The organism is Pseudomonas sp. SCA2728.1_7, from assembly GCF_018138145.1.
GTDB lineage: Bacteria > Pseudomonadota > Gammaproteobacteria > Pseudomonadales > Pseudomonadaceae > Aquipseudomonas > Aquipseudomonas koreensis_A.
The window spans coordinates 72,446-86,975 of sequence record NZ_CP073104.1; the positions used below are offsets into that span (position 1 = coordinate 72,446).

Here is a 14,530-nt window from a genome sequence, read left to right on the forward strand (position 1 = left end):
CGGAACCCGGAATCAAAAGCTCTCATCCTCATTCCGCTCAACAACCCGTGCTATCGATATGCGATAAAGATATTTAATTTATGTTTTTTATATCTATAAAGTCAGGCCTTTCAGCAAACCACCCCATGCTGCGAGGTTGTCATGGCCACACCGTTCAAACGTTCCGCACTGACTCTGTTGGCCGCTTCTCTGGCCGCGAGTGCGTTGTTCAGCACCGGCGCTCAGGCCGAAGGCAAGATCAGCATCGCCCAGCAATTCGGTATCGGTTATTTGATCCTCGATGTGGTACGCGACCAGAATCTCATCGAAAAACACGGCAAGGCGCAGGGCCTCGACATCAAGGTCGACTGGAACAGCATCTCTGGCGCCACGGCGATGAACGAAGCGCTGCTCACCGGATCGCTCGACGTGGTGTCTGCCGGTGTCCCGCCGATGCTCACCGTGTGGGATCGCACCAAGGGCAAACAGAACGTCAAAGCCATCGCCGCACTGGGCTCGATGCCCAACTATTTGCTGACCAACAACCCGAACATCAAGACGCTCAAGGACTTCACCGACAAGGATCGGATTGCCGTGCCGGCTGCCGGCGTGGGCTTCCAGTCACGCACCTTGCAGATCGAAACCGCCAAGGAGTTCGGCGACGCGCAATACAAGAAATTCGACGATATCTCAGTCAGCCTGCCGCACCCCGATGCCACTGCCGCGCTGATTGCCGGCGGTTCGGAGATTAACTCGCACTTCTCCAGTCCGCCGTTTCAGTACCAGGCCCTGCAGAACCCCAACGTGCACAAAGTGCTGAGTTCCTACGACGTGCTCGGCGGCCAGGCGACATTCAACGTGCTGTACACCACGGAAAAATTCCACGACGAAAACCCGAAAACCTACAAGGCGTTCTACGACGCGTTGGCCGAGGCCGAGAAGATTATCAAGGCTGATAAGCCGGCAGCGGCTCAGGCGTACATTCGTGTCGAGCAGTCGAAGTTGCCGCTGGCTCTGGTCGAGCAAATCGTCAAGGACCCGGAAATCGATTTCACCGTGGTGCCGCAGCGCACCTTTATCTACGCCGAAAAATTGCAGGAGCTGGGCGTGCTGAAGAACAAGGCCGACAGCTGGAAGGATTACTTCTTTGAAGAGGCGCATGGTGGCGCGGGGAGCTAAGTGGGCGATTAATAATGAGGGGGCGGGGCGTTCTGGACAGGGAGATGGCCACTTAGTAGCATTCGCGGTCTATGGATTTCTATCCCGAACGTTGACGGGCAGCGAGAAAATGAGCGGAACCCACATCAGCCATGCAAACATTCACCCGCGGCACCATCGTCGTCGAGTTCGCTGATTTCAGCGGTCTGATGGTTCGTCATGAGCACGGATTGAGCGCTGACGGTATTCGTCAGGATCGTTATTGGGTACGGACACCGGACGGCGAAATGCCGCTGGATGTCTACGGTAAAAAATTGCAGGTCAATCGAGGGGACAAGATTTCGGTGCTCTATGCTTGTCTGCCGGGTGGCGCGCTCAAGCGTGCGGTCTGCGTGTTCAATCACAACGATTCACAATTCACCGAGCTTTCGGACGCGAAGGGGCTGTATAGGGAAATGCTCCACGGCAGTGCGAGCCCCGTTCCGTTTCTGCTTTGCATCGCAACTTCAACGATGGCGTCCGGAGTTTTTGGCTGGTGGGGTGCGCCGACGGGTTTTGTTGTCTATTTCCTGCTCAAAGCCAAGGAGGCCAAGGGCAAGGCATTGTTGATCAATGATCTGGGCCTGCACATGGAAAAGCTGGGCAAGCGTTACGTGCGGGAAGACTCGCTTCGCAATGTCAGTCGATTGCTGGCGCGCAGTGTTTGAAAGGCCTGCATAGCCATAGGTCAGGGAAGTATTGATGAAAGCGTTTATTCGTGGGCGGACCCGTGTCCATTTTGAAGTCAGGCATGGGCAGGTTGTCAGCCGCAAGTCATTAAAGCTGCCCAAGGATCAGCGGGAAGAAGGTGACTGCTGGATCAGAACGAAGGAAAAAGACCCCATCTGCCTGAGCTTCGGCGTGGCTGATTTCAAAGTCCGAGAGGGGCATCGGTTATCAGTGTTTTATGCCTCGAATCCCGTCATGCACAGCCGGGTTGTTGTGTTGATACACAATCATGATCTGGGAACGAATGACTTTCCGATGCGAGGTGAATTGCTCTTTGATCATGTGATTGGTACCTCCATTTGGACGGAGTGGATAATACTTTCATTGTTGCCAGCGCTAGGCTTCTCGTTTTACTACGGAATTCAGTGTGTCGTTCCATCCCTGTTGTGTTGGGGGCTTGCGACGCTGCTACGATCAAGACGACGGGCGCGGGTGATTCCTGCACTCCACGCGCATATAGATACGCTGGGAAAAGTGGATGCGGCCCGGCACATGGTTGCCAGATCCATCTCGCGCGACGTTGAAACAGCGACGGCTTAGCATTCCGCCGCTTTTGGCATGCGTTGCCCATTAATGGCCCGTCGCTGCGTTTGCATTGGAATTGTTTTACGTGTGGGTGCAGGTCAGGTTTTACTGTCGTCGAAGATATCTTCCAATGGCATTTCGAATGCCCGGGCAATCTGAAAGGCCAGCGGCAGACTCGGGTCGTAGCGTTCGTTTTCTATAGCGTTGATCGTCTGACGCGACACGCTCAGGCGTTCAGCCAGATCGACCTGCGACCATTTGCGCTCGGCGCGCAACTCCTTGAGACGGTTTTTCATTGGTAACGGCGTCGCGCAATTTGCAGGCCGACAATCCACATCAGACCCATCACCGGCCACACGCACGTCCACGGAATGTGCGGAGCGCCGACGTTTTCCAGAAAACCGTAGCTGAACGTCAGCAGTGCCGAGGCGGCGAAGGCGAAGCCCAGCGCTTCGAACTGGATGCGCAGATGCATTTCGTCCATGCGCCGCATATTGCGCACGATGGCCCAGCACATCAGTCCCGCCGGAATGATCGGCGTCAGTGCGACAGCCGAGCGCAGCACGATGGGGGCGTCCATCAGGTATTGCGAGGCAATCAATGAAGCTGTCAGCACCAGCATGTAGATGATTAATGCAGCGCCCAATTCGAGGTAGTACCGGTTCATTATTCACTTCCTATGTAAAAGACCCTTTACATGGTCGCCGAAGACTTATCCGATGTAAAGCACGCTTTCCATCATGGCTGATAGCCTCGAACACACTCATGTCGGAGGATTTTCGCGTGGGTCTGCAGCTAAGGGTCACGCTTTCTGGACAGCGTAATAGCCACTCAGTAGCATTCGAGCCCAACGGATTATCCCTTCGCACGTCGTCCGACGTGGAACGCTCAAGGAATCGACATGCGCGACACCCCCATCGACCAAAAACGAACGATCGTGACCCAGGTCAACGGCGAGATTCGCTATGAAACCCAGATCAGTTTCAGCTCGATGTCGCTCGTCGATGGCGACATTCGTGTGCATCGTGCTGAAGGCAATCAGCTAGACATTCCGGTGGCCGGGGCGGACTTCGCTTGGCGCATTGATCTGGATGGGGTGCACAGAGTACCGGTGACGCAGGCAGCGGTTGAACCGGTTGAACCGGTGCGTGCTGATGACAGCTTGAAGTTGTTCACCTCGAAAACCGTGTGGATCACCCTCGGGCTGTGGTTCTTCGTCAGTTCGGTGTTCGGTTGGCTGGGGATTGTGGCGGCAGGCGGATATCTCGGTTACCAGTGGCGTGAGGTGGAAAAGCGCAAGGGACAGTTGGCCAAGGCGCCCGTAGAGAAAGCCGTGCCCCGTTCCGGCTCGGGGATGTCACGGGAAAGCGTGCGCAAGGCATTGGCCCGCAGGCGTTAATTCGGCACAGATCAAAAACAAAAAAGGGGCGGCCTGATCATCGATCAGGCCGCCCCTTTTTATTGCCGCTCAGTCAGATCAATGCATTTTGCTGTGATCGTGACCTTCCATGTTGGTCAGCGCGCGAACCGGCGCTTTGACTTCGATGGTCTCTTTCTCGCCTTTGGCGTTTTCCACGGTCAGGGTCAGCGGCACGCTGTCGCCTTCCTTGAGCTGACCGGTCAGGCCCATCAGCATCACGTGGTAGCCGTTCGGATCCAGCTTGACGGCTTTGCCGGCCGGCAGCTCGACGAACTTCACCGGGCCCATGCTCATGACGTCGTTCTTCATGGTCATTTCGTGGATCTGCACGTCTTTGGCCGCTGGCGTCGCGACGCTGAGCAACTTGCTGTCGCTGTCGGCGGTGAGGGTCATGAACGCGCCGCTGGCGGACTGGGTCGGCACGGTGGCACGCACCCAGGCGTCGTCGACTTTGGTCTGCGCCGAGACCTGCGAGGCCAGGCCAAGCAGGGACAGAGCGAGTAAGGCACGTTTGATGTGGTTCAAAACAGGTTGCATCAGCAAACCTCCATAACAGTAAGCAAATCTTCCGTGCATTGTTCTGCCGAAAGCGAGGTGGACAGACCCAGGCGCAAGCCGCCGTTGGAGTCGTAAACGTAACTGGTGGCGGTGTGCGAGATGGTGTATGTGTCGCCGGCCGGGACTTTCTCGTAGAACACGTCGAATTCCTTGGCCGTGGCCGCGGTTTCCTCAAGCGTGCCGTACAGCGCAACGAAAGTCGGATCGAAGGCTTTCATGTAGGCGTCGAGGATTTCCGGGGTATCGCGCTCGGGATCGAGGCTGATGAAAATCACCTGTAAACGATCGCCATCGGCGCCCATCAGTTTCTTGATTTTCGCCGCGCGGGCGAGGGTGGTCGGGCAGACTGCCGGGCACTGGGTGAAGCCGAAGAACACCATCGGCATCATGCCGCGAAAGCTCGACAGCGTCATGGTTTCGCCGTCGGTGTTCTTCAGTTTGAAGGTGCGCCCCATGATCTTGTTACTCAGATCCTTGCCGTACTTGTACGACAGTTGGCCGCGGGTGTCGCAGCCGGCGAGCAGGCCTAGCCCGAGCACGCCCATTCCCGCAAGCACCTTGCGGCGAGTCAACAAAGCCGTCATCTAATACCGCCTTTTGCAGCCCGTCAGTCGGCAGGACTGGCGGGGGGTTAACCGTAAAAGCGGCGCATGATACCAAACTGAGGGCAGAGGCCGGCCATGGATCGCCGCACGGCAGAGGATCGAGCGACAAAAGGTGTAAGAAAAAGTGACCACGGACTCACTGCAGCCGTGAATCCTCAGCGCTCCAGCCACCGCCCAGCGCGGTGTACAGATTGACCTCGGCGACCAGTTGCGCGAGGCGATCGGTGATCAGGCCTTGCTGCGAACTGAACAGCGAACGCTGGGCATCGAGGAACGTCAGGCTGCTGTCGACGCCATTCTGATAACGGTTCTGCGCCAGGTTGTAGTAGGTCTGCGTGGCCGCGACCAGATCGCGCTGCGCCTGCAATTGCTGCTGATACGTACTGCGTGCGGCGAGGCCGTCGGCGACTTCCTGAAACGCGGTCTGGATCGACTTTTCGTATTCGGCCACCGCCACGTCTTTCTGCAACTTCGAATAATCCAGACTCGCGCGCAGGCTGCCGGCATTGAAGATCGGCAGGCTGATCTGCGGCTGAAAGGTCCACGCGCCAGAGCCGCCAGCGAACAGTCCGGACAGGTCACGACTGGAGGTGCCGGCATTGGCCGTCAGGCTGACGCTGGGGAAAAACGCCGCCCGCGCTGCGCCGATATTGGCGTTGGCGGCCTTGAGTTTGTATTCGGCCTGGAGAATGTCCGGACGCCGTTGCAGCAGATCCGATGGCAAACCGGCCGGCAGTTGTTGCACCAGATCGCTGGCCAGCGGACGGCCGGGCAAGGCGTCCGGCACTGGCGCGCCGACCAGCAAGGTCAGGCTGTTGAGGTCCTGGGCGACTTGACGTTGATAGCGCGCCAGATTGGCCCGTGAGCTGTCGACGCTGGTCTTCGCTTGCGCCTGCTCCAGCGCTGACGATTTGCCGGCCTCGCGATTGCGCGTGGTCAGGTGCAGGCTCTGTTCATCGGCGGCAAGGGTGTCGCGGGTCAGTTCCAGTAGTTCCTGATCGGCGCGCCAGGTCAGGTAGGCGTTGGCGACGTTGGCGACCAGACTCAGCTCGGCACTGCGTCGCGCCTCTTCGGTCGAGAGCCAGGTCTGCAACGCCTGTTCGCTGAGGCTGCGCACTCGACCGAAGAAATCCAGCTCATAAGCGCTGATACCGAGGTTGACCGAGTACGTTGAGTTGATCAGCGCTTTGCCTTGGGTCACGCTCGGCGGCATGCGCTGGCGCAACTCGTTGGCATTAGCCGACACCGCCGGGAACAGGTCGGCGCGCTGAATGCGATATTGCGCCTGGAACGCTTCGACGTTGAGTGCCGCCACGCGCAGGTCGCGGTTGTTGACCAGCGCGCTTTCGATCAACTGTTGCAGCGCCGGGTCAGTGAACAGTGTGCGCCAGTCCTCGCTGCCCGTTGCAGTCTGCGTTGCTGCCGGATACTGCGCGGCGGTGGGGGAAGCGGGGCGCTGATACTCGGGAATCAATGAACAGCCGCCCATCAGCACCGCGATGGACAGCAGGGAAAGTCGCAACGTCAACATCGAACTGCCTCATGCATTAAAAGAGCGTTGTGCTCAGGCCCCGGCCATCCATTTCGCCAGACCATGGCGACCACTGACCCCTAGTTTGGCCGTGGCGCGTTTCAGGTACGTCTCGATCGAACTGTTCTTGACCCGCAGCTTTTCCGCCATTTGCGGCACGGTGCCGCCGGTCAACAGGCCCAGGCAGACTTCTTTCTCACGCACCGACAAGGCGATGTCGCTGATCGCCAGGCGCTCGTCGAACACCTGTGCCAGCGGCGCCTGGTCCAGTTCGGCCAAGGGCTGACGCGGTTGTCTGGCGAGGAGTTGCCGGCTGATCTGCGCGTGGCGTTCGATCAGTGGCAGCAAGGTGTCGGACAGGCGCTTGAGAAACGACAGCTCGGGCAGGGAAAACACCCGTTGGGTATGCGGTCGGTAAAACGAGATGACACAGCGGCGGTTGGACGTGCGCGAGACCAGATTGCATTGGTGGGCACTGTGTTGCGGATGGCGAGGCTGCAGCGAGGCCTTCAGTTGAATCAGCAGCGAGTCGTTCATCTCGATCATCTTCTGCAACAGCGGATGATCGTCGGGGCTTTCCAGCGGCTCGGCCGGTGCACAGGTCTGCGTCAGCCCGGCGCTGCCCAGCGGTTTGATATCGAGCACGCTGGCCTGACGCTCATCCAGCGTCCACTCACTGAGATCCACCCGATTGACCGGCACCAGCGTGTCGACCAACTGGAACATGTTCGTGGCGAAGTGATCATCGCCGGTGCTTGCAATCAGCTCACCCAGTTGCCAGTAGAAATGCGGGTTTTCCATATTGCGAATACTGCCGGTCAGATTCATATCCTTGTCATCCCTGGTTCAGAACCATCACTGAATCGTCTGCCGATTATGCAAAAGCCACCCACGCCGTCATTTCTCCTTGAACACGATCTGGAGCGGGATTTAAGCCTATGGATTTGTCCTACGTCTGTAGGGGAAAACAGGGACACAAAGTGCCACTATTTCTGATTGTTGGCGCCGGGGTTCTGACGCTGTTGAACACCGGCGTAACGACGAGCGTGACTGTTCAGTCACGCTCAAGCCCCGGAAAACCGGGCGATGGTGAAATGTGATCGGCAGCGCTCGGGCAAATGGCGGCGCTGGTATGTGGTTTTTTTCCTACAAGCTTTTCAGTATTTCCTCTCAGAACTTTTAGACAGAGCCCGCGATAAACACGCCCGCAACGTCAGACAGGCGCTTACGAGTCTAGTGATTGTCCGGGTTTCAGGTGTCATGTCGGTGGCGGGGCCGATGCTTGAATACCGGCAAAATTTCATGAGAAGGATCTTATGCAGCCTACTTCTGCCAACGTGGCGGACGATCCGTCCGTGCCTGTCGAGACATTCGCGCTGACCGCCGCGCAACGGGATATCTGGCTGGACCAACTGAGCCGCGGAGATTCGCCGCTGTATAACATTGGTGGATATGTCGAACTGACCGGGCCGCTGGATCCGGCATTGCTGCAATCGGCACTTGAATATCTGATTGAAGCCAATGATGCCTTGCGCATTGTTCTGCGATCGGACGTTGGTCACGACGGGCTGCCGTTGCAAGGGTTTGCCCAGGCGTTGCCGGTGGCCATGCCGCTGCATGATGTCAGCAGCCAACCTGATCCACAGTCGGCTGCCCGGACACTGGTCGAAGCGCAAATGGCGCAGGCCTTTGTGTTGAGCGGGCAAGCGTTGTTCCGCTTCAGTCTGATTCGCCTCGATCGCCATCGCCACTGGTTGGCGGCCCAGGCTCATCACTTGATCATCGATGGCTGGGCATTCGCGCTGCTGTTCAAGTCGGTGGGCGAGATCTACAGCGCGTTGTGCCGTGGCGAGCATCCGCGCAGGGCGGCACCGTCCTATGTCGGCTTTATCGAAGATGACGCGCGCTACCATCAGTCACCTCGCTACGAGCGCGATCAGCGCTACTGGCTGGACAAGTACCGCCGCTTGCCCGAACCGTTGTTGACCCCCCGTCATCGCGAATTTCTTGACGCTGAAGCAGCGCCAAGTCGCATCCACGTCGAGGCTTTTCCAGCGGTGCTGCACGAGCGCATGAAAGACTGCGCGCGACGATTCGGTGGCTCGGCCTTTCATGTGTTGCTGGCGGCGCTGCATGTGTATTTCAGTCGTACCGCCCAACGTGATGAGTGGGTGGTCGGCTTGCCGATTCTCAATCGCTCCGGTGCCCGCTTCAAAAGCACCTTGGGCTTGTTCACCCAGGTCAGTGCGATGCGCATGGGTTTTGGCCGGGCGCTGTCATTTGGCGAATTGATCAAGGCGATCGGCGATAGCCTGAAACAGGATTTTCGCCATCAACGCTACCCGCTGAGCGAGATGAACCGCGCGCTGGGCCTGTTGCGTGAAGACCGTGCGCAACTGTTCGAGCTGTCGGTGTCCTACGAACAGGACGACCATGATTACCGTTACGGTGAGGCGTCGGGACACTCGGTCAAGGTCTCCAACCAGCACGAGGCGACACCGCTGGCCCTTCACCTGCGCAGCAACCGTTACAACGACAAGGCCTGGCTGCATCTGGTGTACTCGCCGGCCTATTTCACGGCAGACGAGATGGCGTCGTTGACCGAGCGCTTGTTGCTGATACTGGAGCAGGGTCTGGAATGTCCGGAACTGGCGATCGCCGATTTCAACCTCAATAGCCCGGCAGAGTTGGCCCTGCTCGATGAGTGGAACGACACCCGCGTCAGTTATCCGCAAGGCCCACTGATTCATCAGCGATTCGTATCCCGAGTGGCCGAACAACCGGACGCCGTGGTCGCGACGTATCAGGGACGAACCCTGAGCTATGCCGAACTGAACCAGCAAGCCAATGCGCTGGCCCATCATCTGCTGGGCCTCGGTGTGCGGCCGGATGACCGGGTGGCGATCGTCGCGCGCAGGAGCCTGGAGACGCTGGTCGGGCTGCTGGCGATTCTCAAGGCTGGTGCTGCTTATGTGCCGATTGACCCGGTGCATCCGCCCGAGCGCCTGAGTTATTTGCTCGGCGACAGTGCTCCGGTCGCGCTGCTGACGCAAAGTGATTTGCGTGATCGCTTGCCCGCCACAGCGCTGCCAGTGATCGAGCTTGATCGCCGAGAATGGTCGCTCGACAACACGACCGATCCTGACCTGCCGGGGTTGGCCACGAACAACCTCGCTTATGTGATTTACACCTCAGGTTCAACCGGCTTGCCCAAAGGCGTGATGGTCGAACACCGCACGTTGGGCAATCTGGTCGACTGGCATTGCGCGGCATTCGGACTCGCTCCCGGGCAGCACACCTCGAGTCTGGCCGGCTTCGGTTTTGACGCGATGGCGTGGGAGGTCTGGCCGGCGTTGTGTGCCGGGGCGACGCTGCATTTGTCACCCGCGAGCGAAGGCAACGAAGACATCGACGCGCTGCTCGCCTGGTGGCGGGCGCAGCCGTTGGATGTCAGCTTCCTGCCAACGCCGATTGCCGAATATGCCTTCAGTAAGCAACTCGATCACCCGACCTTGCGCACCTTGCTGATCGGCGGCGATCGTCTGCGCCAGTTCAACCGTGCGCAGTCTTTTGCGGTGGTCAACAACTATGGCCCGACCGAAGCCACGGTGGTCGCCACGTCGGGGTTGATCACACCGGGGCTGGCGTTGCACATCGGCAAACCCGTGAGCAATGCCACGGCGTATTTGCTCGATGATCAGCTGCGTCCGGTGCCGATCGGCATCATCGGTGAGCTGTATGTCGGCGGCGCCGGGGTTGCCCGGGGTTACCTGAATCGTCCGGATCTGACGGCCGAACGCTTCCTCGACGACCCGTTCAGTGAACAGCCGGATGCGCGTATGTATCGCACCGGCGATCTCGCCCGCTGGCGCGCCGACGGCAATCTTGAGTACATCGGTCGCAACGATGACCAAGTGAAAGTCCGTGGCGTGCGTGTCGAACTGGGCGAAATCGAAGCGGCACTCGCCAGCCATGACGCGGTGCAGGAAGCCGTGGTGCTGGTGCGTGACGGTCAGCTGTTGGCATGGTTCACCGAGCATGAGGCGCTGGATATCCTGCAACTGCACGCGCACCTGACCTCGCGCTTGCCGTCCGCCCTGTTGCCGGCGGCTTACGTGCGCTTGGCGACGTTGCCACTGACCGCCAACGGCAAACTCGATCGCCAGGCCTTGCCAGCACCGGGACCGGAGGCGTTGATCCGTCGCGAATACGAGGCGCCACAAGGTGACGTCGAAATCGCCCTGGCGCAGATCTGGGCCGAGGTCTTGCAGGTTGAACGGGTAGGGCGTCACGACCACTTCTTTGAGCTGGGCGGGCACTCGTTGTTGGCCGTCGGCCTGATCGAACGCATGCGCCAGATCGGCATGAGCAGCGACGTTCGCGTGCTGTTCAGCCAGCCGACACTGGCGGCGCTGGCAGCGGCGGAGGGCAGCGGCCGCGAAGTCGAGGTGCCGGTCAACCGCATTGCCGCCGATTGCACGCACATCACCCCTGAACTGCTGCCGCTGGTGCAGCTGGATCAGGCAATGATCGAGCGCATCGTTGCGACGGTGCCGGGTGGTGCCGCCAATGTGCAGGACATCTACCCGTTGGCGCCGTTGCAGGAAGGCATTCTCTATCACCACATCACCGCCGCGCAGGGCGATCCGTACCTGCTGCAATCGCTGCTGGCGTTCGACAGCCTTGAACGGGTCGAGGCCTTCGCTGCAGCATTGCGTCAGGTCATGGCGCGGCACGACATCCTGCGTACGGCGGTGGTCTGGGAGGGGCTGACGTCACCGGTGCAAGTGGTCTGGCGCGAGGCCGTTTTGCCGGTGCAAGAGGTTGAACTTGATCCTGCCCACGGCGCGATCATCGATCAATTACACCAGCGCTTCGATGCGCGGCGCTATCGCCTCGACGTCAGTCAGGCGCCGCTGCTGCGCCTGATGGTTGCCCGTGATCTGACGCATAACCGAGTGGTCGGCATTTTGCTGTTCCACCATCTGGCGATGGATCACATTGCGCTGGAAGCGATGCGCGAAGAAATCCACGCCTGCCTGTCCGGGAGCGCTGAACCGCTGGCGGCGCCGGTGCCTTATCGCAACTATGTGGCGCAGACGCGACTGGGTGTCAGTGAACAAGAGCATGAAGCGTTTTTCCGGCAGATGCTCGGCGACATCGAAGAGCCGACCTTGCCGTTCGCTTTGCAGAATGTGCAGGGTGATGGCAGCAACATCGAAGAAGCCGAGCAAACCCTGGCGCCTGAGCTCTATCCGCGCCTGCAGCAGCAGGCACGTCTGGCCGGCGTCAGCGTCGCCAGCCTGATCCACCTCGCCTGGGCGCAAGTATTGGCGGCGACATCCGGCCAGCACAGCGTGGTGTTCGGCACGGTGTTGATGGGGCGCATGCAGGGCGGCGCGGGTGCCGACCGGGCGCTGGGGGTGTTCATCAACACCTTGCCGCTGCGCGTCGATGTCGGCGAAGGCGCGCGCGCGGCGGTGAAGTCCACCCATGCCCGCCTGACCGCGTTGCTTGCCCATGAGCACGCTTCTTTGGCGCTGGCTCAGCGTTGCAGTGGCGTCGCTGCGCCGGCGCCGCTGTTCAGTGCCTTGCTCAACTATCGGCACAGCGATGATGTCGAGCAAAAAACCTCCCGGCAAACGTGGCAAGGCATCGAGACCCTGGCCAGCGAGGAACGCACCAATTACCCGTTTACCCTAAGCGTCGACGATCTCGGCACAGGCTTGCGTCTGACCACCCGAACCGTGTCGAGCATTGGCGCGCAGCGGATTGGCGGCTACGTGCAAGCGGCCATCAGCGGCTTGATCGAGGCGCTGGAAACCACGCCGCAACGACCGTTGAACAGTCTGCCGTTGTTGCCGCAAGAAGAACTGCAACGGCTGCTGATCGAGTGCAACGATAAGGCAGTCGATTGCCCGATGGATCAGCCGCTGCAGGCGCTGTTCGAACAACAGGTGCAGCGCAAACCGGATGCCATCGCCGTGCAGTTCGCCGAGCAGCGCCTGACCTATCGCGAGCTGAACGAGCAGGCCAACCGCTTGGCCCATCATCTGCGCGGACACGGCGTGCAGCCGGATTCGCGGGTTGCGATCTGCGTTGAGCGCGGGCCGGAACTGGTGATCGGTCTGCTGGGCATTCTCAAGGCTGGCGGTGCTTATGTGCCGCTCGATCCGGATTATCCGCTGCAACGCCTCAACTACATGTTGCAGGACAGCGCGCCGGTTGCGCTGCTGGTGCACGCCGCGACGCGCGATCTGCTTGGCGAACCCGGCGTGCCGCTGATCGATCTCGACCTCGGCGTCTGGCAGGAGGCGCCGCACGACAATCCGCAGGTTCCGGGTCTCGGCGCGTTGAACCTGGCCTACATGATCTACACCTCCGGCTCCACCGGTACGCCGAAGGGCGTGATGATCGAGCACCGCAGTGCCTGCAACATGGTGCACTGGGGCTCGCAGTTGTCGCCGCCGACTGAAACCGGCGCGTTGCTGCAAAAGGCCCCGTACAGTTTCGACAGTTCGGTGTGGGAGATCTTCTGGCCGCTGTGCTCGGGCATGCGCCTAGTGCTGGCGCGGGCCGACGGTAATCGCGATTCGGCTTATGTCACGCAAGTGATCCGCGAACAGAACATTACCGTGGTCAAGTTCGTGCCGGCCTTGTTGCAGCAGTTCATCGAGCAGGACGATGTCAGCCAGTGCACCAGCCTCACCGACGTGCTTAACGGTGGCGGCGAGTTGACCGTCGCCCTGGCCCGGCAAGTGCGCGAGCGCCTGCCGTGGGTGCGTCTGCACAACGTCTATGGGCCGACCGAAACCACGGTCGACAGCAGCGGTTGGACGCTGGAGCCCGGCGAGCCGGTGCCGCCGACGCTGGTGCCGATCGGCAAGGCGCTGAGCAACACGCGGCTGTATGTCCTCGATGGCTGCGATCAACCGGTGCCGATTGGCGTCAGTGGGCATTTGCATATTGGTGGAGTGGGCGTTGCGCGCGGCTATCTGGGACTGGCGCAATTGCAGGCCGAACGCTTTATCGACAGCCCGTTCGTGACCGGTGATCGCTTGTATCGCACCGGTGATCTGGTGCGCTACGGCGCCGATGGCAACCTCGAATTCCTCGGTCGCAACGACTTTCAGGTCAAGTTGCGCGGGGTTCGTCTTGAGCTGGGCGAGATTGAAGCGCGCCTGCTGGAACATCCGGCGATCCGTGAGGCAGTGGTGCTGGTGCGCGATGAGCGGCTGGTGGCTTATTACACCCTGCGTACCGAGCTGACGGCGCCGACGCTTGAAGCATTGCGCGCGCATGTATTGGCGCAGCTACCGGAGTTCATGGTGCCCGGTGCCTATGTGATGCTGGCGGCGCTGCCCCTGACCCCCAACGACAAAGTCGATCGCAAGGCGTTGCCGGAACCGGGGGCGGAAGCGCTGCTCAGCCGTCCTTACGAGGCACCCGAAGGTGACGTGGAAAGTGCTTTGGCGCAGATCTGGGCGCAGGTGCTCAAGGTCGAGCAGGTAGGCCGGCACGACAACTTCTTCGAGCTGGGCGGGCATTCGCTGCTGGCGGTCAGTCTGGTCGCGCGCATGCGTCTGGCCGGGCTGCATGTCGACGCGCGGACGCTGTTCAGCCAGCCGACACTGGCGGCGCTGGCGGCACAGACCTCGCGACAGGCCACGCACGTCGAGATCGCCCAGACCACCATCCCCAACCTCAACCGCAAACGCCGCCTCTGACGGCGAACACAATCCCTGTAGGAGTGAGCCTGCTCGCGATTGCGGTGGGTCAGTCACGAACATATTGCCTGACCTGACACCATCGCGAGCAGGCTCACTCCTACAGGGGAGGTTGTGTGGCCCCTGTCCGGTATGGCTTGTCCCCGCTTCCCATGTCAGACACCCACGCCCCGATGTTTTAGTTTTTCCAGGCTGCGCGCCGCGTGCACGGACTCGCTGCTGCGCGCTCCTTTTTTCCGTATTTACAGCAGGTTACCTC

11 protein-coding genes are annotated in these 14,530 nt (G+C 60.2%); 5 read left to right on the forward strand and 6 right to left on the reverse strand.

Annotated elements, in window-relative coordinates; translation table 11 throughout:
* Window positions 1-141: 141 nt before the first annotated feature.
* The 3 genes from KBP52_RS00330 (at window position 142) to KBP52_RS00340 (ending at window position 2,445) form a co-directional block, all read left to right on the forward strand.
* Window positions 142-1,158 (forward strand): ABC transporter substrate-binding protein, encoded by a 1,017-nt coding sequence (locus KBP52_RS00330; protein WP_038365959.1) that lies wholly within the window; start codon window positions 142-144, stop codon window positions 1,156-1,158.
* Between the two features lie 131 nt (window positions 1,159-1,289).
* Window positions 1,290-1,844: a hypothetical protein gene (locus KBP52_RS00335; RefSeq protein ID WP_122599575.1), complete on the forward strand. Its 555-nt coding sequence runs from the start codon at window positions 1,290-1,292 to the stop codon at window positions 1,842-1,844.
* 34 nt (window positions 1,845-1,878) lie between these two features.
* Window positions 1,879-2,445 (forward strand): hypothetical protein, encoded by a 567-nt coding sequence (locus KBP52_RS00340; RefSeq protein WP_212621699.1) that lies wholly within the window; start codon window positions 1,879-1,881, stop codon window positions 2,443-2,445.
* Between the two features lie 83 nt (window positions 2,446-2,528).
* Here KBP52_RS00340 and KBP52_RS00345 read toward each other — a convergent pair whose 3' ends face one another.
* Together KBP52_RS00345 and KBP52_RS00350 are read right to left on the reverse strand one after the other, a co-directional pair.
* A complete protein-coding gene (locus KBP52_RS00345) occupies window positions 2,529-2,726 on the reverse strand; it encodes a helix-turn-helix transcriptional regulator (RefSeq protein ID WP_007915974.1) in 198 nt (65 codons plus the stop codon).
* A complete protein-coding gene (locus KBP52_RS00350; protein WP_102899169.1) occupies window positions 2,723-3,097 on the reverse strand; it encodes a hypothetical protein in 375 nt (124 codons plus the stop codon). The genes KBP52_RS00345 and KBP52_RS00350 overlap by 4 nt, the downstream gene beginning before the upstream one ends.
* 234 nt (window positions 3,098-3,331) lie before the next feature.
* Here KBP52_RS00350 and KBP52_RS00355 point away from each other — a divergent pair, with 234 nt between their 5' ends.
* Window positions 3,332-3,829 (forward strand): hypothetical protein, encoded by a 498-nt coding sequence (locus KBP52_RS00355; protein WP_212621700.1) that lies wholly within the window; start codon window positions 3,332-3,334, stop codon window positions 3,827-3,829.
* Window positions 3,830-3,907: 78 nt separating this feature from the next.
* On the opposite strand, the gene KBP52_RS00360 is transcribed toward KBP52_RS00355, so the two are convergent.
* The 4 genes from KBP52_RS00360 to KBP52_RS00375 all read right to left on the reverse strand — a co-directional run bounded on the left by KBP52_RS00360 (window position 3,908) and on the right by KBP52_RS00375 (window position 7,372).
* Entirely contained in the window at window positions 3,908-4,387 is a 480-nt protein-coding gene (locus tag KBP52_RS00360; protein WP_212621701.1) for a copper chaperone PCu(A)C, read from the reverse strand.
* On the reverse strand, window positions 4,387-4,992 hold the full coding sequence (locus KBP52_RS00365) for an SCO family protein (protein ID WP_008079652.1): 606 nt from the start codon (window positions 4,990-4,992) through the stop codon (window positions 4,387-4,389). The genes KBP52_RS00360 and KBP52_RS00365 overlap by 1 nt, the downstream gene beginning before the upstream one ends.
* A 157-nt stretch (window positions 4,993-5,149) precedes the next feature.
* Window positions 5,150-6,544, reverse strand: coding sequence for an efflux transporter outer membrane subunit (locus KBP52_RS00370; RefSeq protein WP_212621702.1), 1,395 nt, complete (start codon window positions 6,542-6,544; stop codon window positions 5,150-5,152).
* A gap of 33 nt (window positions 6,545-6,577) precedes the next feature.
* Window positions 6,578-7,372 (reverse strand): helix-turn-helix transcriptional regulator, encoded by a 795-nt coding sequence (locus tag KBP52_RS00375; RefSeq protein WP_077572420.1) that lies wholly within the window; start codon window positions 7,370-7,372, stop codon window positions 6,578-6,580.
* A gap of 488 nt (window positions 7,373-7,860) precedes the next feature.
* Between KBP52_RS00375 and KBP52_RS00380 the strand changes: the two genes are divergently transcribed.
* On the forward strand, window positions 7,861-14,271 hold the full coding sequence (locus tag KBP52_RS00380; RefSeq protein WP_212621703.1) for a non-ribosomal peptide synthetase: 6,411 nt from the start codon (window positions 7,861-7,863) through the stop codon (window positions 14,269-14,271).
* Window positions 14,272-14,530 lie beyond the last annotated feature (259 nt).

Excerpts from the sequence above, each read along its gene's own strand:
- KBP52_RS00330 (WP_038365959.1), top strand. The coding sequence starts at position 142 with ATGGCCACACCGTTCAAACGTTCCGCACTGACTCTGTTGGCCGCTTCT.
- KBP52_RS00335 (WP_122599575.1), top strand. The coding sequence starts at position 1,290 with ATGCAAACATTCACCCGCGGCACCATCGTCGTCGAGTTCGCTGATTTC.
- KBP52_RS00340 (WP_212621699.1), top strand. The coding sequence starts at position 1,879 with ATGAAAGCGTTTATTCGTGGGCGGACCCGTGTCCATTTTGAAGTCAGG.
- KBP52_RS00345 (WP_007915974.1), bottom strand. The coding sequence starts at position 2,726 with ATGAAAAACCGTCTCAAGGAGTTGCGCGCCGAGCGCAAATGGTCGCAG.
- KBP52_RS00350 (WP_102899169.1), bottom strand. The coding sequence starts at position 3,097 with ATGAACCGGTACTACCTCGAATTGGGCGCTGCATTAATCATCTACATG.
- KBP52_RS00355 (WP_212621700.1), top strand. The coding sequence starts at position 3,332 with ATGCGCGACACCCCCATCGACCAAAAACGAACGATCGTGACCCAGGTC.
- KBP52_RS00360 (WP_212621701.1), bottom strand. The coding sequence starts at position 4,387 with ATGCAACCTGTTTTGAACCACATCAAACGTGCCTTACTCGCTCTGTCC.
- KBP52_RS00365 (WP_008079652.1), bottom strand. The coding sequence starts at position 4,992 with ATGACGGCTTTGTTGACTCGCCGCAAGGTGCTTGCGGGAATGGGCGTG.
- KBP52_RS00370 (WP_212621702.1), bottom strand. The coding sequence starts at position 6,544 with ATGTTGACGTTGCGACTTTCCCTGCTGTCCATCGCGGTGCTGATGGGC.
- KBP52_RS00375 (WP_077572420.1), bottom strand. The coding sequence starts at position 7,372 with ATGAATCTGACCGGCAGTATTCGCAATATGGAAAACCCGCATTTCTAC.
- KBP52_RS00380 (WP_212621703.1), top strand. The coding sequence starts at position 7,861 with ATGCAGCCTACTTCTGCCAACGTGGCGGACGATCCGTCCGTGCCTGTC.